The 19,520-nt window shown below is 66.1% G+C and carries 20 protein-coding genes and 1 pseudogene; 5 read left to right on the plus strand and 16 right to left on the minus strand.

All coding sequences use genetic code 11. The features are described from left to right. Positions 1 to 2: 2 nt before the first annotated feature. The 3 genes from ACM0PK_RS12475 to ACM0PK_RS12485 all read right to left on the minus strand — a co-directional run bounded on the left by ACM0PK_RS12475 (position 3) and on the right by ACM0PK_RS12485 (position 5,041). The gene (locus ACM0PK_RS12475; RefSeq protein ID WP_414607239.1) at positions 3 to 1,025 is read right to left on the minus strand and encodes a cupin-like domain-containing protein; all 1,023 of its coding nucleotides are present in this window, start codon (positions 1,023 to 1,025) and stop codon (positions 3 to 5) included. 3 nt (positions 1,026 to 1,028) lie between these two features. Next, the gene (locus ACM0PK_RS12480; protein WP_095377571.1) at positions 1,029 to 1,787 is read right to left on the minus strand and encodes a SapC family protein; all 759 of its coding nucleotides are present in this window, start codon (positions 1,785 to 1,787) and stop codon (positions 1,029 to 1,031) included. A gap of 125 nt (positions 1,788 to 1,912) precedes the next feature. Further along, a complete protein-coding gene (locus tag ACM0PK_RS12485) occupies positions 1,913 to 5,041 on the minus strand; it encodes a TonB-dependent receptor (RefSeq protein WP_312249936.1) in 3,129 nt (1,042 codons plus the stop codon). Positions 5,042 to 5,456: 415 nt separating this feature from the next. Here ACM0PK_RS12485 and ACM0PK_RS12490 point away from each other — a divergent pair, with 415 nt between their 5' ends. Continuing rightward, on the plus strand, positions 5,457 to 6,017 hold the full coding sequence (locus ACM0PK_RS12490; protein ID WP_414607276.1) for a fasciclin domain-containing protein: 561 nt from the start codon (positions 5,457 to 5,459) through the stop codon (positions 6,015 to 6,017). A 97-nt stretch (positions 6,018 to 6,114) separates the two neighbouring features. On the opposite strand, the gene ACM0PK_RS12495 is transcribed toward ACM0PK_RS12490, so the two are convergent. The 3 genes and pseudogenes from ACM0PK_RS12495 to ACM0PK_RS12505 all read right to left on the minus strand — a co-directional run bounded on the left by ACM0PK_RS12495 (position 6,115) and on the right by ACM0PK_RS12505 (position 6,831). After that, on the minus strand, positions 6,115 to 6,327 hold the full coding sequence (locus ACM0PK_RS12495) for a hypothetical protein (RefSeq protein WP_049411161.1): 213 nt from the start codon (positions 6,325 to 6,327) through the stop codon (positions 6,115 to 6,117). Between the two features lie 106 nt (positions 6,328 to 6,433). Continuing rightward, positions 6,434 to 6,673: pseudogene (locus ACM0PK_RS12500) on the minus strand (penicillin-binding protein); the annotation flags it as partial. Continuing rightward, positions 6,640 to 6,831: a hypothetical protein gene (locus ACM0PK_RS12505; RefSeq protein ID WP_072167087.1), complete on the minus strand. Its 192-nt coding sequence runs from the start codon at positions 6,829 to 6,831 to the stop codon at positions 6,640 to 6,642. The gene ACM0PK_RS12505 and the pseudogene ACM0PK_RS12500, both read right to left, overlap by 34 nt. A 294-nt stretch (positions 6,832 to 7,125) precedes the next feature. On the opposite strand from ACM0PK_RS12505, the gene ACM0PK_RS12510 reads away from it, so the two are divergent. Further along, positions 7,126 to 8,373 carry an arsenic transporter gene (locus ACM0PK_RS12510; RefSeq protein ID WP_414607275.1) on the plus strand — a complete coding sequence of 416 codons (1,248 nt, stop codon included), beginning with the start codon at positions 7,126 to 7,128 and terminating at the stop codon, positions 8,371 to 8,373. Between the two features lie 24 nt (positions 8,374 to 8,397). Here ACM0PK_RS12510 and ACM0PK_RS12515 read toward each other — a convergent pair whose 3' ends face one another. The 6 genes from ACM0PK_RS12515 to ACM0PK_RS12540 form a co-directional block, all read right to left on the minus strand. Then, positions 8,398 to 9,831 (minus strand): porin, encoded by a 1,434-nt coding sequence (locus ACM0PK_RS12515; protein ID WP_180884347.1) that lies wholly within the window; start codon positions 9,829 to 9,831, stop codon positions 8,398 to 8,400. A 134-nt stretch (positions 9,832 to 9,965) separates the two neighbouring features. Continuing rightward, complete coding sequence (locus tag ACM0PK_RS12520; RefSeq protein WP_495498530.1) at positions 9,966 to 10,406, minus strand: ABC transporter permease subunit; 441 nt, start codon at positions 10,404 to 10,406, stop codon at positions 9,966 to 9,968. After that, a complete protein-coding gene (locus ACM0PK_RS12525; protein ID WP_414607238.1) occupies positions 10,304 to 10,741 on the minus strand; it encodes an ABC transporter permease in 438 nt (145 codons plus the stop codon). Before ACM0PK_RS12525 ends, ACM0PK_RS12520 begins: the two co-directional genes overlap by 103 nt. Next, positions 10,725 to 11,558 (minus strand): ABC transporter ATP-binding protein, encoded by an 834-nt coding sequence (locus ACM0PK_RS12530; RefSeq protein ID WP_053496569.1) that lies wholly within the window; start codon positions 11,556 to 11,558, stop codon positions 10,725 to 10,727. The genes ACM0PK_RS12525 and ACM0PK_RS12530 overlap by 17 nt, the downstream gene beginning before the upstream one ends. A gap of 14 nt (positions 11,559 to 11,572) precedes the next feature. Continuing rightward, on the minus strand, positions 11,573 to 12,631 hold the full coding sequence (locus ACM0PK_RS12535; protein ID WP_134970759.1) for an ABC transporter substrate-binding protein: 1,059 nt from the start codon (positions 12,629 to 12,631) through the stop codon (positions 11,573 to 11,575). 75 nt (positions 12,632 to 12,706) lie between these two features. Then, positions 12,707 to 13,828 (minus strand): 4-oxalomesaconate tautomerase, encoded by a 1,122-nt coding sequence (locus ACM0PK_RS12540; protein ID WP_088497594.1) that lies wholly within the window; start codon positions 13,826 to 13,828, stop codon positions 12,707 to 12,709. Between the two features lie 109 nt (positions 13,829 to 13,937). Here ACM0PK_RS12540 and ACM0PK_RS12545 point away from each other — a divergent pair, with 109 nt between their 5' ends. Next, entirely contained in the window at positions 13,938 to 14,840 is a 903-nt protein-coding gene (locus tag ACM0PK_RS12545) for a LysR family transcriptional regulator (RefSeq protein WP_010485668.1), read from the plus strand. Positions 14,841 to 14,908: 68 nt separating this feature from the next. Here the strand turns inward: ACM0PK_RS12545 and ACM0PK_RS12550 are convergent, their stop codons facing one another. The 4 genes from ACM0PK_RS12550 to ACM0PK_RS12565 all read right to left on the minus strand — a co-directional run bounded on the left by ACM0PK_RS12550 (position 14,909) and on the right by ACM0PK_RS12565 (position 17,812). Continuing rightward, the gene (locus ACM0PK_RS12550; protein WP_414607237.1) at positions 14,909 to 15,289 is read right to left on the minus strand and encodes a hypothetical protein; all 381 of its coding nucleotides are present in this window, start codon (positions 15,287 to 15,289) and stop codon (positions 14,909 to 14,911) included. A 108-nt stretch (positions 15,290 to 15,397) separates the two neighbouring features. Then, positions 15,398 to 15,925, minus strand: a complete 528-nt coding sequence (locus ACM0PK_RS12555; RefSeq protein WP_414607236.1) for a DUF6622 family protein — start codon at positions 15,923 to 15,925, stop codon at positions 15,398 to 15,400. 88 nt (positions 15,926 to 16,013) lie between these two features. Beyond that, positions 16,014 to 16,898 carry a methylenetetrahydrofolate reductase gene (locus ACM0PK_RS12560; protein ID WP_414607235.1) on the minus strand — a complete coding sequence of 295 codons (885 nt, stop codon included), beginning with the start codon at positions 16,896 to 16,898 and terminating at the stop codon, positions 16,014 to 16,016. Continuing rightward, on the minus strand, positions 16,898 to 17,812 hold the full coding sequence (locus tag ACM0PK_RS12565) for a LysR family transcriptional regulator (RefSeq protein ID WP_072167094.1): 915 nt from the start codon (positions 17,810 to 17,812) through the stop codon (positions 16,898 to 16,900). Before ACM0PK_RS12565 ends, ACM0PK_RS12560 begins: the two co-directional genes overlap by 1 nt. A gap of 75 nt (positions 17,813 to 17,887) precedes the next feature. Between ACM0PK_RS12565 and msuE the strand changes: the two genes are divergently transcribed. Then, positions 17,888 to 18,481 (plus strand): FMN reductase, encoded by a 594-nt coding sequence (gene msuE, locus ACM0PK_RS12570; RefSeq protein ID WP_414607234.1) that lies wholly within the window; start codon positions 17,888 to 17,890, stop codon positions 18,479 to 18,481. Between the two features lie 56 nt (positions 18,482 to 18,537). Beyond that, positions 18,538 to 19,515, plus strand: a complete 978-nt coding sequence (locus ACM0PK_RS12575; protein WP_414607233.1) for a DUF1852 domain-containing protein — start codon at positions 18,538 to 18,540, stop codon at positions 19,513 to 19,515. Positions 19,516 to 19,520: the final 5 nt, after the last annotated feature.

Genomic DNA, 19,520 nt, shown 5'->3' on the forward strand with positions numbered 1-19,520 from the left:
TCTCAACGGTTGAGCCTGCCCAGCAGCATCGCGCGCATGCGGCGGGCGCGCTGCTCGTCGAACGGTGCCAGATCCCCGCGCGCGGCGTCAGGCAGGTGCTGCCCCGCGCGCTCGCCAGGGCCGAATGCGTAGTAGCGGAAGAGCCCTTCCCAGGCCTGCTTTTCGCGCGCCGGCAGATCACGCACGGCCCACATCGCGTGGTGCAGCGCCGCCAGCGCGGATCCCAGCCAGGCCGGCGAGCTTCGCCACCAGTAGTTCACCAGCACGTTGAACGGTTCCAGGCTGCGTACATGGTGCCACCACATGCTGGGAATGAAGATCGCATCGCCGGGCCCAAGCACCGCGCGGCGCGCGTGCGCCAGCGCCTCGCGGAAACGTGGATGCCGATCGAAGTCGGGCTGTTCGAAGTCCACCACGCTGACCACCTGTCCCCCCGGCGTGGGATCGAGCGGGCCCGGATACAGATTGTCGATCTGGTCGGGCGGGAACAGGGTGAACTCGCGCTGCCCCACCGCGCAACAGGCGAGGTTGTCGGGTGTGTCGAAATGGCACGAGGCCGTCACCCGGTTGCCGATCCAGATGCTGGCGGTGGCGTCGATGCCCTGCTTCGCCAGACCGGCGTCGTTGGCCTGCGCGAATGCCGGCAGCAGTGCCCGCGCAATCGGCAGCGAGGCCACGTAGTAAGTGGGCGGTTGCGGTGCATGCAGCGTCATGGCGATCTCTTCCAGCACCTGGGCCAGCACGCCGCGCCGCACTTCGAAGTTCAACCGGGTGAAGTCCGCGCTGTAGAACGGGCGCCCCCCGATCTCGGCGCCGCCGAACGAGTACTGGATGGGTGCACCCGCATCGACGCTGCACAGGTACGCCATTGCGTCCTGCACCCCGCCCAGCCCGGCCTGGACCAGTGGCCAATCGGTGGCGATGCCGCGCAGTACGACCGGGTCACCGGCCTCCACCAGGGCAGCCAGTGGCAAGGCGGCAGGATCGATGCCTTCCAGGATCCGCATCGGCAGGCTGGCGTGCACCGGTCAGTTCCTGGCCGCCTGCGCGGTGCCGTGCTGGACGCGGAGACGGCGCTGCTTCTCGGCGATCAGGCGGCGCATGTTATGCAGCGAGGCAAGCATCAGGTACGCACCTTCCAGGTAGCCGGCGCGGTTCAACGCAGCCAGGCGCGAACTGTCCAGCGCCGCCAGGCGCTCGCGGTCGATGCCGTGCAATCCGCTCACGCTCACCCGGTGGTGCGCCGCGATCTGCACGTCGAGCGTGACCGGCTGGATGAGGCCACAGTCGTCGAGCATCGTGAACATCCCGGCCGCGAAGGCACTGCCCTCGTGGATGCCGCGCAGCACGCTGGCGATGTGGTCCAGGTAAGGGGTGTTGCCGCCCTGCGGCAGGAACACCGGCTCACCGCCCCCGTCGGTGACGCGCGGATGGTCCAGGTCCACGTGCATCACCGCATCCTGGGTGAGCAGGCCATCCACGTAGTGCTCCTGGAAGCCGATCAGGAACGGCCCTTTGGCCGCCGCGCCAGGCAGGTAGGAAGCATTCCAGCGCCCGTCCTGCAGGAACAGGTTCTCGTGTTGCTCGAAACCCAGCAGGGCCACGGACTGCCACGCTTCCGTCCCGGTTTCCCTGCGCAGGAAGATCGGATACTCACGCTGCAGTTCTGCGAACTCGCTGGGATAGGCCGGCACCATGCCCACGGCATCGCCGAACTGCGGCCCGAATCCGGTGGCGACCTTCAGGTCCCGATGCGCGATGTTGTTGAGCATTTCGTAGCGGGCCATCAGGGTATCCAGTGCGGGGTGGCTGGCCGGCAGCGTAGCGCAGGCGCGACAGCTGCGGCGACACCGTCCCGGCACGGCACCGCTGGCGGGCAGCGGTGCCGTGCCGGACGCATCGGCAGCCAGGCTCAGAACTTGTAGCGGACGCCCAGCATGTAGCGCGGGCTCTGGTCAGCCAGCTTGACGATCATCTGCGACGTGCGCGAGCGCCACCGCACATCCTCGCCGGTCAGGTTGATCGCCTCCAGGCTGAAGGACCAGTGGTCATCCAGCGCGTAGTTGACGCTGAGATCCCACTGCTCGTACGGCTCCACATAGTACGGATTGCGGCTGGAGCCCTGGTTGGCCAGGATCAGGTACTGGTCGCGCCAGTTCCATGCCAGGCGCACCGACCACCCGTACTTCTCGTACATCAGCATGGCGTTGGCGGTGTCGCTCAGGCCGGTGAGCGAGAACTGGTCGATGCCCGGATCGCCGCCATTGTTGTAGCCGACATCACCTTTGACCACGGTGTAGTTGGCCAGCACGCCGAAGCCGGTGTCACCGAAGAAGTACTGGCCGCCCAGCTCCCAGCCATGCAGCTTGGATTTGTTCTGGTTGATCGGGCGATTGACGTTGAACTGGTACAGCGGATCGTTGGGCTGCCCATACAGATCGTAGGCTGCTTCGGTGGCCAGCACCTGCGCATCGGTGCCGTTGTAGGCGCCGAGGCCGGCAGGATTGTTTCGCAGCAATGCCAGCGCGGTGAACAGCGAGGTGTCGTTGGCCGAGCAGGCGGCCGCATTGGCCGGCCCGACCTGGGCGACGCAGGCGCCGCTGGTCAGGAAGTCCAACGCCGCCCGCGCATCCGGCCCGGAGGTCGGGTCGGTGAGTCCGTAGAGGCTTTCCTGGACGACGGTGTTGCCGATGAAGTTGCTGACCGACTTGTTCCAGTAGGTCAATGACACGTAGCTGGCATCGGCGAAGTACCACTCCAGCCCCAGGTCGAGGTTGTCCGATTCCAGCGGCTTCAGGCTCGGGTTCTGCGAATTGCCGCTGGCGCGCGACGAGGGATCGATCAGCACCGAGCCGAACGGCTGCTGGGCCCCGGGTCCTGCATAGAGATTGCCGTACGGCGCGCGGGCGATGCTTTTGCCGAACGAAACGCGGCCCTTCAGCTCCTCGGTGAGGTCGATGCTGAAATCAAGGTTGGGCAGGATGTAGCTGTAGCGCGCCTTCTCTGTGAAGGGCTGCTGCTCATCGGACAGCACGATGCGGAAATCGTTGTTGGCCTGCCACTCGATGGACTCGGGGACGGCAATGACCGAGGTCGACACCACGTCAGTGGTTTCATAGCGCACGCCTAGGCGGGTGTTGGTGCGCATGCCACCCAGCTCCCCGTCCAGCTCCACCTGGAAGTACGCCGCCTTGGTCTTTTCTTCGACGAAGTTGTCGGCCGCGCGTTGCGGGTTCACACCCAGGCCGACGCCGTACTCGCGCGATGCCCATTGCGCGAGCTGCCCGGCATTGCCGCGCCAGGCGGGCCAGCTGTTGGCACTGTAGTCGTCGAACAGGCCGACGATGCTGACCGGCTGCAGCAGGTCCATCAGGCCTGCGGCGGTATCCCGGTCCACGTTGGCCACGCCCCAGTCGCCCAGGGTCGAGTAGGCCTCGGCGGCCTGGATGCGGTGGGTGGTGGACTTGTTGGTGTCCACGCCGAACTGGAAGCGCCCGTGGTCGAAGTTCCATTCGCCATCGACGCGCGCCTGCTTGATCTCGCTGATCTGGGTCTGCGCGTTGACGCGCAGCACCTGCGTGCCAACCTCGCCTTCCTGGAAGCCCGGATTGACCACGCCATTGGTCCCGGCGAGCGCATCGGCGGTGCTGGGATACCAGACCTGGGTGCCAACCGGCAGGCCATTGTTGAAGTTCAGCTCCTGCACCCAGGAGCCACCGCAATGCGGGCCACGGGTACAGTTGTTGGTGCCGGCGATGCTCATGAAGATCGAACCACCGCCGGTCAGCGGATCATTCGGTCGGCTCTCGTTCTTCGAGTTGTGCGCATCGAAGCTGAGCTTGAAGCGGTCGCTGACATTCCAGACGGCGTTGAAGCCCAGCGAACCCAGCTTGTACTCCTGCATGCTGCGCTGCTGCTCCAGGCCGAAATCCTTGGTGCCGGCGATTTCACGGATGTAGACCGGCGTCGCGACGGCGCCACTGGTGTCGAACTCGACGTTGGTGTAGTTACTGTTCTGCAACCACATGCCCTGCTCGCCACGATTCTCGGTGATCTCGTTGGTCGAGTAGGTGTAATCCACGGTCAGGGTCAGGCTGTCCGTCGGTGCGAACTGCAGCACGGCCTGGCCGTTGACGCGTTCGCGCTCGAATTCGGAGAACGCGTAGCGCAGGTCGTTGGGCCGCGCGTAAAGCTGGCCGACGGCCGGAGCATTGACCACGGTCGGGTTGCCCGGCATCGACCCTGTCCACGGCTGCACGTTCCAGTAGTTCTCCGTGGCCTGCACCGAGCCACCCTTGCGCTTCTGCTGGCTCGCGCTGAGGCTGACGCCAAAGGTCTTTTCCGGATTGCTGTAACTGAAGATGCCCGACAGCTCCGGTGTCAGGTCATTGTCGAACGGCTGGCTCTGGTCGGACACCAGCTTCGCCCCGGCGCTGGCCACGATGCCGGCGTGATCGAGCGGACGCGAGGTCAGGATGTTGATCGTCGCACCGATGCCACCGCTGGGCACCTGCGCCTGGCTGGTCTTGTAGACCTCGATACCATTGATGGCCTCGGCGGCCAGCTGCGCGAAATTGAAGGCGCGGGTGCCGCCGTCGACACCGCCGATGGCGACCTGTCCAGAGGCACCGAATGCATCGGCACCCGGCATCTGCCGACCGTTGAGCGTGACCATGTTGAACTGGGGGCCGAAGCCACGCGCGGTCACCTGCGCGCCCTCGCCGTCACGGCGCTCGATGGAGATGCCGGTGATGCGCTGCAACGACTCGGCAAGATTGGTATCGGGGAACTTGCCGATGTCCTCGGCACTGATCGCGTCGACCACGCCCGCCGAGTCGCGCTTGATGTCCATGGCCTGGCTCAGGCTGTTGCGTATGCCCGTGACCTGCACTGCATCAAGCTGGGTGGGTTGCGACTGGCTCTGCGGCTGCGGCCCGGTCGCCGGTGCGGCGTCCTGCGCAAAGGCGGGATTGATGACCAGGGCCCCCCCCACGAAGGTGAACATGGCCCGGGACCGGAACTTCGCCAACGCGCGGCTCATGAACCGGACCTCGGGCCCGGGGTGCCACGGAAACTGCAGGTGCTCATGAAAGTCCCCTCTGACATACGATCGAATGGATGTACCGCCCCCTCCCAGGGGCACGCACGGGCGTGGCCCGCATTCCAAACCGAACAGCACGGGTGCTCGGGCACGCCGCGACTTACACTTGCTTTTCAAGCCTGCCAGGACAAACACGCGGCAAAGAAGGCAGCCTCCCGGACCCTGGATCCCCGTCCGACTGGTAGCGCTACCATCGCGTTGCAGCGGAGAGTAATCACCGAGGTTCGCCGTTGTCACCATGCAGCGCAGCAAAACCGGCAGCGCGCCAATGACTCGGCCGTTGCTGCATCCGGTCACGCTCACCCGACGTAGGAAAGATGCCCGCACTTGCGGGTCATCCAGAAAGGAACGCACCGTGAACGCTCTTCAGCGCATCGCCGCCGCAGTCGGCTTCGCCGTACTCGTTTCGTCCGGCTCCTCGGTTTTCGCCGCCAACACCGTCATCGTGGGCGGGGCAGAAATGTACCCCACCAGGACCATCGTCGAGAACGCCGTCAATTCCAAGGATCACACCACGCTGGTTGCAGCGGTCAAAGCAGCCGGCCTGGTCGACACCCTCAACGGCGCCGGGCCCTTCACTGTTTTCGCGCCCACCAATGCGGCCTTCGAAAAGCTGCCTGCAGGCACTGTCGATACACTGGTGAAGCCTGAAAACAAGGCACAGCTGACCCGGATCCTGACCTACCACGTCGTCCCGGGCAGCTACAGTTCGGCCCAGCTTCTGGCCGATGCCCGCAAGCACGGCGGCCAGGCCACCCTGAAGACCGTGCAGGGTGAGCCTCTCACCGTGGCGCTCCACGATGGCAAGCTCTGGGTCATCGACGCAAAGGGTGGAAAGGCAGGCATCAGCATTGCAGATGTCGGCCAGTCCAACGGCGTCATCCACGTGGTCGACACCGTGCTGATGCCCAAGTAAGCGGCCTCACGCAACGGGCATCCGGCGCGATGCCCGTTGCCCGGGCCCGGTCATCCCGACGTCACCATGCGGATCCCTGCCCGGCATGGCGTCGTGGCTACCACTCCGGCCCGAGCAGCTTGGTCACTTCGGCCTCCAGTTTCTGCGCGGCCTCGTCCTGGGAGGCGACCTTGATGCACAGCCCCGACTGCGCCGGCCCCGGCACCAGCTGGTAGCGGTTGATGGTGCCGCCACCGTCGCCGTCCAGCGCTACCCGCGCCACTACCGTTCGGCCATTGGCGTGGAAGGTCCAGTCCTGATAATCAAACATGCCTAAGTTGGTGTGCGGCCAAGATGTCATCCCACTTTAGGCGGCACGCCAGTGAAGAACGCTCCAGGAAGATGTTCAGCGCGCGTGGACATGATGGCGACAGGGCCTATCGCAGTGTCCGCGCCGACTGCAGGACATCGGCGAAGAAGGAGGGATAGTCGTCCTGTGGAGCGCTGTGGGTCTCGCGCCGGTGGACCAGACGCACGGCGACCACCCGCTGTTCCGGGACGATCATCAGGTATTGGCCCAGGTAGCCGTTGGCGGCAAAGCCGACGACCGGTCCCCGTGTGATGTCGTAGAGATCGGCGCGCTTCAGTCCGCGCGCGGAGATCTGGCTCCGGCGGCGGGCTTCAACTCAAGCAGCGTCTCCCGGTCGTGCATCACCAGGACCGCGTCGGAATGCGCGCCGCGCGCGTTGCGCTCGATCGCGGCGAGGGCTTCGGCACGCGTCGCCGCTTGGCTGGGCCCGGCGATGCCGAACACCAGGGCCAGGGCGCAGGACAACCAGCAGGATCCTGGCATCGCAATCTCGTCCAATGAGTGTGCGTGCAGTGTGACTACATGCGTAGTCACACTGCAGTGGCTGAAGTGATGGCGCGCTTGCGTGCTGAACGTGGGCTGGGCGCCACCCCCGGCCCACCTGCAACGCGGTCGACCGCAGCGGTCGCCATGCAGCGCCGCACGGTATGATGCGGCGACCCGGAACCTGCGATGATTGCAGCGGCCGCCCATCCGCTGATCGCGCGCCAGGCCCCCCCTGCGCCGGGGTCGGTGCAGGTGCCGCTGAAGCCCCACTCCATGCTTGCCTCCCAAGCCCCCCTCCTGATCTGGGCAGCGGTCGCCATTGCCACCCTCGGCCTGCTGTTCCGTCCTTTCCGCATCCCCGAATATGTGTGGGCGCTGGGCGCTGCCGCCGTGTTGCCGCTGCTGGGCGCCGTGTCGCTGCACACCGCATGGGGCGCAGTGGCCGAAGGCCGCGACGTCTACCTGTTCCTGGTCGGCATGATGGTGCTGGCCGAACTGGCGCGGCGCGAAGGCCTGTTCGATTGGCTGGCGTTGTACGCGGTGCGGCATGCGGGCGGATCCGGGCGACGCCTGTTCGACCTGGTGTTCCTGGTCGGCACGCTGGTGACCGTGTTCCTTTCCAACGATGCAACGGCCGTAGTGCTGACGCCGGCGGTCTACGCCGCCTGCAAGGCGGCGCGCGCCAACCCCCTGCCCTACCTGTTTGTCTGTGCCTTCATCGCCAATGCGGCCAGCTTCGTGCTGCCCATTTCCAATCCGGCCAACCTGGTGGTGTACGGCCAGCACCTGCCGCCGCTGCTGCAGTGGCTGGCGCAGTTCGCGCTCCCGTCGGCGGCGGCGATCGGTGCCACCTATCTGGTCCTGCGCTGGGTGCACCGGCGCGAGATCGCCCAGCCGCTGGTGGCCGCGCCGGCGCATCGCCCGTTGACCGACGGCGGCCGGCTGAGCGCACTGGGCGTGCTGTTCACCGGCACCGTGTTGCTGGTCACGTCCGCCTTGAACGGGCCATTGGGCCTGACCACGTTCTGTGCGGGCACGCTGAGTGTGGCCGTGGTGGCGATCCGCCAGAGGCGCAGCCCGCTGCCACTGCTGCGACACGTGTCCTGGGGCGTGCTGCCGCTGGTGGCGGGACTGTTCGTGCTGGTGGAAGCGGTGGCGCAGACCGGTGTCATCCAGAGCGCGGCCAGCGCGCTGCAGGCTCTGGCGCAGGCATCTCCCCGCCAGGCCAGCTGGCTGGCCGGTGGCGCGGCTGCGCTGCTGAGCAACGTGGCCAACAATCTGCCGGTCGGCCTGGCCGCCGGTTCGCTGGGGCAGATGGCCGACCTGCCGGCGCAGACCCGTGCCGCATTGCTGGTCGGCGTGGATCTGGGGCCCAACCTGTCGGTCACCGGTTCGCTGGCGACAATGCTGTGGCTGGTGGCGCTGCGTCGCGAGGGCGAGCATGTCAGCGCGCTCGACTTCCTGCGCGTCGGCGCGCTGGTGATGCCGCCGGCGTTGATCGGAGCACTGCTGCTGCTCTGATCGGCGCGCAAGTGGCATGCGCTGCTAGAAGGCCACCTGCAGGCGGGTGTTGAAGGTGGTGCCTTCATCCCTGCCCTGGCCGGTGCCGCTGCGGTTGCGGGTCTGCCAACGGATCGCCTCGAACATGACGCGGCTGAAGTCGTTGAGATACCAGTTCGCACCCAGCGTCCACGCGTGGCCGGTACCGCCACTGGGCAGCTCGGCATAGTCCACGTCTTCGTAGCGCCCTTTCAGTTCCCATGCCCCGGCGCCGCCGCGGGTGACAGGATCGGCCACTTTCACCCGGCCCCAGGTGCCGGCCTTGCCCGAATAGGCCGGCCTTGCACCGGCCAGGAACCAACCCGCCGAAATCGCCCAGGCCTGGTGGTCCAGATCGTAGCGCCCGCTGGCGTCGGCCCCGCGCAGGTTGCGCGTACCCCATTCGCCGGTCGCCCAGGCCGGCCCGAAGAAGCCTGCCAGTTCCGCGCCATAGGACGTGCTGCGCTCGGCGCCCAGCAGTGTGCCCGGCGCGATCTTGACCAGGTCGTTGAAGTGCCCGGCGATGGCCGAACTGCGGACGACGCCGCTGGCGCCTGCCGCAATCTCCTCGTGGAAGGCCCAGGCCCCCAGGTGCACCGTGACTGCGTCGTTGGCCACCGGGTTCCAATGCACGCGCGTGGCCCAGGTCTGGCTGTCGTTGTCGGTGCCGGCGTTGTTGAGATCGTTGCCGGCCACCGACAGGCTGGCATGCCAGTTCTTGCCGTACACGCGCTCGGTCAGGCCGACACCGAACAGGCCGCGCTGCGGCAGCATCAGCGTGCCGACCACGTTGCGGTCCTGGAACGGCGTGTTGGAGGTGCTGCTGGAGCCGTCGATACCCCGGTCGTTGAGGCGGTTGCCCACGGTCAGGTCGGCCGGCAGCCCGAACAGGCGGTGGTCAACGGTGGCGTAGACCGACTTCCACGCCACCGCGTTGTCGGCGAAGTCACCTTCCACCGCCCAGCCGAGGATGCCGTAGCGGCCTTCGGCGCCCAGCCGCACCGAGCGGATCTCGGTACCGGAGATGTTGCGGTCACTCACTGACGATCCATCGGTGCTGGATGCGTCGACGAACAGGCGTCCGCGCGGACGGAACACCACGCTGCCATCGGCACTGCTGAACTCCGGTGCGCCCTTGGACCAGGTGACCTTGGGCGCCTTGGCCTGGCTGGATTCCAGTGCGGCGACGCGGGTGTCCAGCGCGGGGGGCTGCGTTGCGGCCGCCGCACCGGCGGTGCTGTGCCCGCCCTCCACGGCACGCAGGCGCGCCTCCAACTGCTGGATCTGCAGCGCCTGCTCCTGCACCAGGCGTGAGAGTTCGGCCTGGCTCAGTGGTGCGGGAGGGGACGAAACAGCCTGGGCGCCAGCATGGCCACTGGCCAACAGCAGGCCGAGCGCGACCGACAGCGCTGCCGGTGGCAGCACGGTGGAATGGTTCATGGACTCTCTCTCCGGCCAGCCGGCCCCCTGGCCCGGCGCTGGCCTGTTGCGGTGGTGCGGGGGAAGATCGGGGGAGGAAGCGCGCGCCGCCGGATCGGCCCGGCGGCGCGGCAGGCGGGCTCAGCCCGGCCCGGTCAGCTGGTGGCCTGGGCCTGGGCGTTGGGACGCCAGGTGATCAGCTTGTTCTCGACCACGTCCAGCAGCGCGTCGATGACCAGCACGAAGGCGGCCAGGATGATGATGCCGGCAAACACACCGACGGCGTTGAAGTTGCCTTCTGCCTGCGCAATCAGGTAACCCAGGCCCGCCGAGGCGCCGAGGTACTCACCGATGATCGCGCCGACCACGGCGAAGCCCACCGAGGTGCGCAGCGAGGACAGGATCCAGCTGGCTGCTGCCGGGAAGTAGACATGGCGTAGCAGGTCGCTGCGGCTTGCGCCCAGGATGCGGGCATTGGCCAGTACCACCGGATTCACCTCGCGTACGCCCTGCATGGCATTGAAGAACGTGGTGAAGAACACCAGGGTGACCGCCAGCGCCACCTTCGACCACAGGCCCAACCCCAGCCACAACACGAAAATCGGGGCCAGCACCACGCGCGGAATTGCGTTGAAGCCTTGATGAAGGGATCGAGGATGCGCGCCGAGCGGCGGCTCAGGCCCAACCAGACACCGCCGGCCACGCCGAGGCCGGTGCCGATGATGTAGCCCAGCGCGGTTTCGGTCAGGGTGATGTAGACGTGCTGGTAGAACGACGTATCGGACAGCCAGGTCCAGGCCTGCTGCACGATCGCCGTTGGCGAGGGGAAGAAGAACGGATCGATCACGCCCAGCGCGATGCCGCCCTCCCAGCCGCCGAACACGGCCACAACCAGGGCCAGTTGGATGAACTTGTCAGTCTTGGCGTGCATAGCTCTTCTCCACTTCGCCGCGCAGGCAGGCCCAGATGTCGCGGTACAGGTCGGTGAAACGGTCATCCAGCTTGATCTCGGCCACGTTGCGCGGGCGTTCCAGATCCACGTCGAAGCTGCGCACCACGCGGCTGGCCGGACCGGATGACAGCACCACCACGCGGTCGCCCAGGGCGATCGCTTCTTCCAGATCGTGGGTGATCAGGATCACCGAGCGCCGGTCCTCCTGCCACAGGCGCAGCAGTTCGTTCTGCATCAGGTGCCGGGTGTGGATGTCCAGCGCCGAGAAAGGTTCGTCCATCAGGATCACCTTCGGCTCGACGATCAGCGCCTGCGCCATCTGCACGCGCTTGCGCTGGCCACCGGACAACTGGTGCGGATAGCGGTGCTCGAAACCGGCCAGGCCGACCTTGGCCAGCCACGCGTTGGCCTTGGCCTTGCGTTCGGCTTCGGGCACGCCACGGAAGCGCAGGCCGAGTTCAACGTTCTGGTAAGCCGTCTTCCACGGCAGCAGCGCGTCCTGCTGGAACAGGTAGCCGACCGACTCCTGGACGCCGCTGACCGCACGGCCATCGATGCTGACCTGGCCCGACGACGGCTTCAGCAGGCCCGCCACGGAATTGAGGATGGTGCTCTTGCCGCAGCCGGTCGGCCCGACGATGGCAAGGAACTCGCCGTCCCCCACCTGGATGTCGACATCACGGACGGCGGTGAATTCGCCGAAGGACATGGTCACCTTGTTGAGCGCGACCATGGTCTGTGCAGGCTCCAGCTGCGGTGCACCATTGAGGTGGCGCACGGTGGCATTGAGGGCCATGGGGTTACCTCCGCTTACGGTTGGGCAGCCGGCGCCGCAGCGTTGGCACGCTCGACGAAGGCATTGGTGTAGGTGCGGGACAGATCGATGTTGGCCTTGGCCACATCCGTATTGAACTCGCGCAGCACCTTCAACGGCGTTTCCAGATCAGCCGGCGTGAAATGACCGTTACGGGTGAAGATCGCGCGGGCGTTCTCCACCGCGCGCGCATAGGTGGCGCGGTCGCCAGAAACGTAGCTGTCCGGCAGCGCCGCAACGATGTCTTCAGCACTGTTGTCGGCGATGAACTTCAACGCCATCTGTTCGGCGCGGGCGATCTTCTCGGCCGCTTCGGGGCGCTTGTCCAGGAAGCTCTGGTTGGCGTACATCACCGAGGTCGGGTACAGGCCGCCATAGACCTGGCGGGCGCCGTCATCGCTGCGCGCGTCGAGGAGGATCTTCCCGACCTTGCGCTCGGTGATCAGGGTGGCGGCCGGGTCGTAGTTGACCAGCAGGTCGATCTTGCCCTGCTCCAGCGCGGCCACCGCTGCGGCGCCCGAGCCGACGCCGATCAGCGAGATGCTGTCAGCCGGAATATCGTGCTGGGCGAGGAAGTGACGGACGAAGAAATCCGACGATGAGCCCGGCGCGGTGATCCCGACCTTCTGGCCCTTGATGGTTTCCGGGCGTGCCGGATCGAAGCTGGCATCCTCGCGGCCGGCCATCACCAGGCCGGAGTTGCGCGAGAGCAGCACGAAGGCCACCACGTCCTTGCCCTTGGCCTGCATCTGGATGGTGTGGTCGTAGAAGCCGACGGCCACATCGGTGGAATTGGCCACCAGCGCCTGCAATACCTTGGAGCCGCCCTGGGCGAAGTTCTCGGTCTTCACCTGCAGGCCGACGTCCTTGAAGTACCCCTTGGCGTCGGCGATGAAGAACGGCAGGTTGTTGAGGTTGTAGGAGCCGACGCTGATGCGTACCGGTGCATTGTCACCACCGCCGGCGGATGCGCCTTCGGTGCGCCCGCTGTTGCTGCATCCGGCCGCGGCCAGACCAGCCGCGCACAGCGCGGCCATCAAGAACTGCTTGTACATCATCCCTCCCAGGAGTGAAGCATCTACGTTGTAATGGCGGGCATGCGCACCTGCGCCGGCCCGTCCGGGTTCAGATCATGCCGCTGACGTCCATTGGCGGGCTTGGGTGGAACCGGCCACGGCAAGTGCTGGCGTGGTGGCAAACACGCGTCCTTCGAACAGCCGGCGTGCGGTGCGCACGACGCTGGCAACGACCGGCGCGTCCTGCGAGCTGCGACTGAGGCCCACCTCCAGGGCCCCGCTCGGATGTTCGAGGGTAATGCTGCCGGGAACGGACAGGCATCCGACCAAAGTGTGGGCCAGCGTGCCCGGCGTAACGGCGGCGGTGGCCAGGCCGACCGCGCCGGTAATGGCCAGCGCGGTGTGGCATTGATGCGGCATGAAATAGCGCACCTGCAGATCGCCCCCATGTTGCGGCGCCGACAGCAGCACCGGCTTCGGAATGACCTTGTTGCCGGCGTCGGCGATGCCCATGCGGGCGCCCGCCTCGATGCGCAGCGCTTCCAGCCGGCGCATGAATACCGCGTCCGCGTTCAATTCGGCGGGCGGGGCATCACCGCGCACGCCCAAGTCTTCGGCACGCACCAGCATCATCGGCATCGCGCAGTCCACCAGGCTGACCGGCACGCCATCGATGGTCTCCTGCGCGTGGCCGCTGGGCAGCAGCTTGCCGGTGCGGGCGCCTGCCGCATCAAGGAAAGCGAGCCTGACCGGCGAGGCCGAGCCCGGCGCGCCGGCAATTCGCGTGTCACCTCGGTACACCACGTTGCCGCCGGGCGTTTCCACCGTGGCGATGATCAGCTTGCCGGTGTTGACGTTGTGGATGCGGACCTCGGTCTGCGGATCCTGCGCCTGCACCAGCCCACGCTCGATGGCATACGGGCCTACGGCCGCCAGCATGTTGCCGCAGTTCGGCGAGGTATCCACCACCTGCTGCTCTACCCGTACCTGGGCGAACAGGTAGTCGACATCGGCGTCCGGACGGCTGGAGCGGTCGATGATCGCCACCTTGCTGGTCAGCGCGTTGCCACCGCCGATGCCGTCGATCTGCAGCGGGTGGCCCGAGCCCATCACTTCCAGCAGCAGGCGATCGCGTTCAGCGATGTCCATCGGAAGGTCGCTGGCCAGGAAGAACGGGCCTTTGGAGGTGCCGCCGCGCATGAGGACGCAGGGAATGCTGAGCAGGTCGTTGGACATACGTGTGCTAGATTGATGCGTATAGGGGATGAATGACCCCTCTGTGATTCGATACTGGCATGGCCCCAATTGATCTGTGAATTGCTGATTTTTGGATGATTGATACCCCATGAGCATCAATTGCGAAATCCTGGATCTACGCGCCTTCCTGCTGGTCTCGGAGACCCGCAGCTTCCATCGCGCCGCAGAAATCCTGCACGTATCACAGCCAGCACTCAGCCGCCGCATCCAGAAACTGGAGCAGGCCGTGGGGTCGCCGTTGCTGGAGCGCACCACGCGCAGCGTCAGTACCACCGCTGTCGGCGAGAACCTGCTGCCGCTGGTGCGCCGCATGCTGGAGGAGTTCGATGGCTCGCTGTTCTCACTGCGTGGCCGCGAAGACACCCGCGGCGCTACCGTGACCATCGCGTGCCTGCCGACGGCGGCGTTCTACTTCCTGCCCAGCGTGATGGCGCGTTTCCACGAAGCGCACCCGAACGTGCGCTTCCGCATCCTGGATATCCCGGCCACGGAGGGTCTGCAGGCAGTGGAACGTGGCGAAGTGGAGTTCGGCATCAACTTCATGGGTGCCAACGATCCGAATCTCGATTTCGACGTGCTCGCTGAAGATCCATTCGTGCTGGCATGCCGGCGCGATCATCCTCTGGCACGCAAGCGCAAGGTGGAATGGGCCGATCTGGCCGAGCACCAGCTGATCACCGTGCACCGCACCAGCGGCAACCGCACGCTGCTGGATGGTGCGCTGGCGCGCGAGAACCTCAAGTTGAGCTGGCACTACGAAGTGACCCACCTGTCAACGTCACTGGGCATGGTCGAGGCGGGCATCGGCGTGTCGGTGCTACCGAAGATGGCCACGCCGGACGGGGATCACCCCACCCTGGTGACGCGCGCGATCGGCAACCCGGTGGTGTCACGCACGATCGGCATCGTCCGCCGCCGCGGCGCCCTGCTCTCGCCCACGGCGGAGCGATTCCTGCAGATGCTGATGAGCCAGTGGCGCGGGGAGGCGTGAGCAGTGAGCAGCCCCGCAGTTCACGCACCCATCCGTTCCGGCACACTGGGCGCTGACAGGGCCGCCCTTCATGACGAAGCCGCGATGATCGACGCAATACCTGCAAGCGATCCCACGGCCACCCATGAGAGCGTGGCGAATGCAACCAGCAACACCTTCCGGTGGACGACCTGCGCTTCGTTTTGGGACTCCGGCCACCGCGCATAGGGCCTGGAGAAACCCAGGAGTTCGCCGGTGACTGTCAGCGCTCCCATGAAGATCAGTGCGGTCACGCAGAAGCCAAAAATGGAACCAATGAGGGCCACATGCTGGGCATCGCCAATAGCCGGCTGAGTGCCGGCCAAAGCCTCTACAAGCTGGCCCGTCCACCGTGCGGGCAGCCAGGCCAGGGCTGCGACAATACCGAAGTGACTGGCCACGTTGATCCAGAACCAGGATATGGTCTTCATGACGTCAACGTTTCCGATGTTGGCCAGTGGTGGGCATCGTGACGCCTGCATCAGCCCCGCACAACCCTGCATGGGGAAGCCGGCCAGCGGCCGGCACTACCCGGGCGATCAGCCTGCGGTTTCCAGTTTCTCGCCTGCCGCATCCATCCGCAGCGAGGCCAGGTATCGGCCGTACTTGCCGACGAAGATGCCGGTGAATCCGCCTGCCAGCAGCAGGTAGGCGGCACTGAAGCCGGCACTGGCGGACAGCGACGGCGACACCGCAAACGCGACTTCGAACCCGTACTTCACCAGGAAGGTGACCAGCAGCAGCGGCAGCAGGCTGAAGTCCGCGCTGCGCCAGAGCTTGCCGGTGCTGCGGTCCAGCGTCAGCTTCAATCGACTCAGCAGCAGCCAGGCAAGCGTCGCGCCCGTGGCGATGCCGGCCAGCCATTCGCTCCAGGCGCTCAGCGACGCGCCGAAGCGATGACTGACCGACCACGCACCCCAGACGGCGAACAAGGCGGGTACGATCGCCAGCTTCTGCAGCGAGGTCTCGGCCGGCTTCATGGCGGCGATGCCACGGGTGACCAGGAAGGCCAGCAGCAGCCAGACCCAGATCGGCGTCTGCGAGGCGAGATGCTGGAGCATGTTCATGAGCGGTCCCCTTGGTGGGTGGTGGCGAGGTGCGCTCGCCTTGGCGCTCACTATTCGCTTCCGCCCGGGTTGCAGCCAGTGAGAGCTGTCAGCCTTCGGGGATTACGCTGCGGGCACTGGAAATGCGCCGCCGGTACTGCGCCATCCACTCCAGCGACGGCGCAACACCGCCGAACGGGAAGAAATGCGGGCTGACCGGGCCATGGGCACTGGTCAACCCCTTCACCAGGCGATCGACGAACATTTCCGGCCCCGCCGTGCCGAGCAGCCGGCCGATCGAGATGCCATACCGGGCCAACATCGATGCACTGGCGCCCACGCCGCACATTGCGGCATAGCGCATCAGCCGGGGGATGCTGGCTGGGCCCGGCACACCGACCAGCACCGGAACGCTGATGCCACGGGCGCGCAGTCCATCCAGCCAAGCCAGCACGGTATCGGCATCGAACGCGAACTGGGTGACGACCAAGGGGGCCATGCCGCGTGCCTCGATGGCCTGGCACTTACGTTCAAGCGCCCGCCAGCGTTGATCGCTGCTCATCACCGGATGCCCTTCCGGGTGCCCGCCGATACCAACGACCTTGATGCCGGATTGCTCCAGAAGACCGGTCTGGATGATCGAAGCACTGTCGGCAAACGGTCCGGTGGGCGTGGCCAGGTCGCCCGCGATCAGCAGGCAACGCGCGACCCCGGCTTCGCCGGCGGCACGCTCCAGGAAGCGCTCAAGCGCTGCGCGTGACCCGATGCGCCGGGCAGAGAGATGCGGCATCGGCTCGAAGCCGAGCTCGCGCACCGTGCGCGCGGCGGCCAGTCGGGCGTCGTCATCCTCGCTGGCCAGCCAGGGAATGGAGATGATCGTGCCGCGCGGTATGCGGTCAGCCTCGGCGCGCAGCGCGGGCATGGCCTTCGCGCTGACCTCCAATGAAAAGGTGTTGATGAAGGCTTCCGCCCGCAGTGATCCAGGTACGGGCATCAACGGGCTCCGTCTGCGTTGCCGGCAAGCGGCGAGCTGTTGCGGGCCAGCTCGATGAAGGCCTGCAGGTAATCGATGCTGGTATCGGCCTCGCGCGCACCCAGATAGATCTGCTTGGGGATGCCCTTGGCACCCAGGCGTACGGGCACCACGTCCATGCGCGCGGCGTACTCCTCCACCAGCCAGCGCGGCATGGCGGCCACGCCGCGGCCGCTGGCCACCATTTGCATCATGATGTCGGTGGTTTCAATGGCCTTGTGGCGCCGCGGGGTGATGCCGGCCGGCAGCAGGAACTGGTTGTAGATGTCCAAGCGCTCGAACGGCACCGGGTAGCTGATCAGCACTTCCTGGCTGAGCTGGCGCGGCTTTACGTGGTCCACCTTGGCCAGGGCGTGGTTGCTGGCCACCACCAGCACCTGCTCGTAGTCGAACACCGGGATGAACTTCAGGCCTGGCTTCAGCAGCGGGTCGGGGGTGACCAGCAGGTCGATCTCGTAGCCGAACAAGGCGCCGATACCGCCGAACTGGAATTTCTGCTTGACGTCCACATCCACATCCGGCCACGCGGCCAGATACGGCGAGACGATCTTCAGCAGCCACTGGTAGCAGGGGTGGCATTCCATGCCGATGCGCAGCGCGCCGCGCTCGCCCTGGGCAAACTGGCGCAGGCGCTCCTCGGCCAGGTCCAGCTGCGGCAGCACCCGGTTGGCGACTGCCAGCAGATATTGCCCGGCCTGGGTCAGCCGCAGGCTGCGGCCTTCGCGCAGCCAGACATCGGTACCCAGCTGCTGCTCCAGCTTCTTCATGCTGTGGCTGAGCGCTGACTGGGTCAGGTTGAGCACGCCGGCCGCTGCGGTGAGCGAGCCCTGCTGCTCGACCTGCTGCACGATGCTGAGGTGGATCCGCTCCAACATAAAGATGAATCTCACTCATGGATAGGTGAAGTAATACCATTTTACGTCATGGAAAGGCATGGCTAGGATCGGGTCATGCCTTCATCCCAACGCCCCCTCCGTATCGTCGCCGTTTCCGGTGGACTGCAGCGCCCCTCCCGGGCCGCCACCCTCGCCGAGCACCTGCTGGGCCTGATCGGCGACAACATGCGCAGCGAACAACAGCTGATCGAACTCGGCGAACTGGCGCCGCAGCTGGCCGGTGCGCTGTGGCGTTCGCAGCTCCCGGAGGTTGTCGAGCGCCAGCTGGCGGCCGTCGAACGGGCCGATGTGCTCGTGGTGAGCACGCCGGTCTATCGAGGCTCCTACACAGGGCTGTTCAAGCACTTCTTCGACTTCATCGACCAGGACGCGCTGGTCGATACCCCCATCCTGCTGGCCGCGACCGGCGGCAGTGACCGCCATGCACTGGTGATCGATCACCAGCTGCGGCCGCTCTTCAGCTTCTTCCAGGCCCGCACCCTGCCCCTGGGCGTGTATGCCACCGACCGCGATTTCGCCGAGGGGCGCGTGCACAACGAAGCGCTGATCCAGCGCGCACGACTGGCGGTGCAGCGCGCAATGCCGCTGCTTGCGCTGTCCAATCGCCGCGCGCCAGTCGCCGCCGCTGAGGCCATCGAAGCCCTTTGAATGCCAGATGCCGCCGACCAGCATCTGGATGTCACCCTGCAAACGGAACGCCGCCCATGACGAACGACGCTTTCACCTTCAGCATCACGCGCATCCCCTTCAACGAGGACTACCAGCCGGCCGAAGGCACGCGCATCACCACCAACTTCGCCAACCTGGCGCGCGGCGCGTCCCGGCAGGAAAACCTGCGCAACACCATCCGCATGATCAACAACCGCTTCAATGATCTGGCGCATTGGGACAACCCAAGCGCCGATCGCTACGCGGTCGAGCTGGACATCATCTCGGTGGAGATGCACATCGATGGCAACGCGGGCAGCGACCCCTTTCCCTTGATAGAAGTGCTGCGCCCGACCGTCGTCGACACGCACACCGGCGCACGCACCGAAGGCATCGTCGGCAACAACTTCTCGTCCTATGTCCGTGACTACGACTTCAACGTGGTGCTTCCGGCCAGCAACGAAGGCAAGGACACCTTCGGCATTCCGGAGGGCTTTGGCGACCTGCATGGCAAGCTGTTCCAGCACTTCCTGCGCTCGGACGCCTACCGCGCCAACTTCAGCAAGGGGCCGGTGATCTGCATCAGTGTTTCCAGCAGCAGGACCTACCACCGCACCGAGAACCACCATCCGATCCTGGGCGTGGAATACCGCCAGGGCGAGTCCTCCCCCACTGACCAGTATTTCGACAAGATGGGCCTGCAGGTGCGCTACTTCATGCCACCGGGCAGCGTGGCGCCGCTTGCCTTCTACTTCCAGGGCGACCTGCTGGGGGACTACTCGAACCTGGAGCTGATCGGCACCATCAGCACGATGGAGGCCTTCCAGAAGATCTACCGGCCGGAGATCTACAACGCCAATTCCGTGGCCGGCAAGGTCTACCAGCCCAGCCTGAAGCACCAGGATTACTCCTCCACCCGCATCGTCTACGACCGCGAAGAGCGCAGCCAGCTGGCCGTCAAGCAGGGCCGGTTCACCGAAGAACACTTCATCAAGCCGTACCGCGCCGTGCTTGAGCAGTGGGCCGCCCGCTGATCCAT

The organism is Stenotrophomonas sp. FR010, from assembly GCF_047520755.2.
GTDB classification, from domain to species: Bacteria; Pseudomonadota; Gammaproteobacteria; order Xanthomonadales; family Xanthomonadaceae; genus Stenotrophomonas; species Stenotrophomonas sepilia.

Coding starts and splice junctions, on each gene's coding strand:
- ACM0PK_RS12480 (WP_095377571.1), bottom strand. CDS start 1,787: ATGGCCCGCTACGAAATGCTCAACAACATCGCGCATCGGGACCTGAAG.
- ACM0PK_RS12485 (WP_312249936.1), bottom strand. CDS start 5,041: ATGAGCCGCGCGTTGGCGAAGTTCCGGTCCCGGGCCATGTTCACCTTC.
- ACM0PK_RS12495 (WP_049411161.1), bottom strand. CDS start 6,327: ATGTTTGATTATCAGGACTGGACCTTCCACGCCAATGGCCGAACGGTA.
- ACM0PK_RS12510 (WP_414607275.1), top strand. CDS start 7,126: ATGCTTGCCTCCCAAGCCCCCCTCCTGATCTGGGCAGCGGTCGCCATT.
- ACM0PK_RS12515 (WP_180884347.1), bottom strand. CDS start 9,831: ATGAACCATTCCACCGTGCTGCCACCGGCAGCGCTGTCGGTCGCGCTC.
- ACM0PK_RS12525 (WP_414607238.1), bottom strand. CDS start 10,741: ATGCACGCCAAGACTGACAAGTTCATCCAACTGGCCCTGGTTGTGGCC.
- ACM0PK_RS12530 (WP_053496569.1), bottom strand. CDS start 11,558: ATGGCCCTCAATGCCACCGTGCGCCACCTCAATGGTGCACCGCAGCTG.
- ACM0PK_RS12535 (WP_134970759.1), bottom strand. CDS start 12,631: ATGTACAAGCAGTTCTTGATGGCCGCGCTGTGCGCGGCTGGTCTGGCC.
- ACM0PK_RS12540 (WP_088497594.1), bottom strand. CDS start 13,828: ATGTCCAACGACCTGCTCAGCATTCCCTGCGTCCTCATGCGCGGCGGC.
- ACM0PK_RS12545 (WP_010485668.1), top strand. CDS start 13,938: ATGAGCATCAATTGCGAAATCCTGGATCTACGCGCCTTCCTGCTGGTC.
- ACM0PK_RS12550 (WP_414607237.1), bottom strand. CDS start 15,289: ATGAAGACCATATCCTGGTTCTGGATCAACGTGGCCAGTCACTTCGGT.
- ACM0PK_RS12555 (WP_414607236.1), bottom strand. CDS start 15,925: ATGAACATGCTCCAGCATCTCGCCTCGCAGACGCCGATCTGGGTCTGG.
- ACM0PK_RS12560 (WP_414607235.1), bottom strand. CDS start 16,898: ATGCCCGTACCTGGATCACTGCGGGCGGAAGCCTTCATCAACACCTTT.
- ACM0PK_RS12565 (WP_072167094.1), bottom strand. CDS start 17,812: ATGTTGGAGCGGATCCACCTCAGCATCGTGCAGCAGGTCGAGCAGCAG.
- msuE (WP_414607234.1), top strand. CDS start 17,888: ATGCCTTCATCCCAACGCCCCCTCCGTATCGTCGCCGTTTCCGGTGGA.
- ACM0PK_RS12575 (WP_414607233.1), top strand. CDS start 18,538: ATGACGAACGACGCTTTCACCTTCAGCATCACGCGCATCCCCTTCAAC.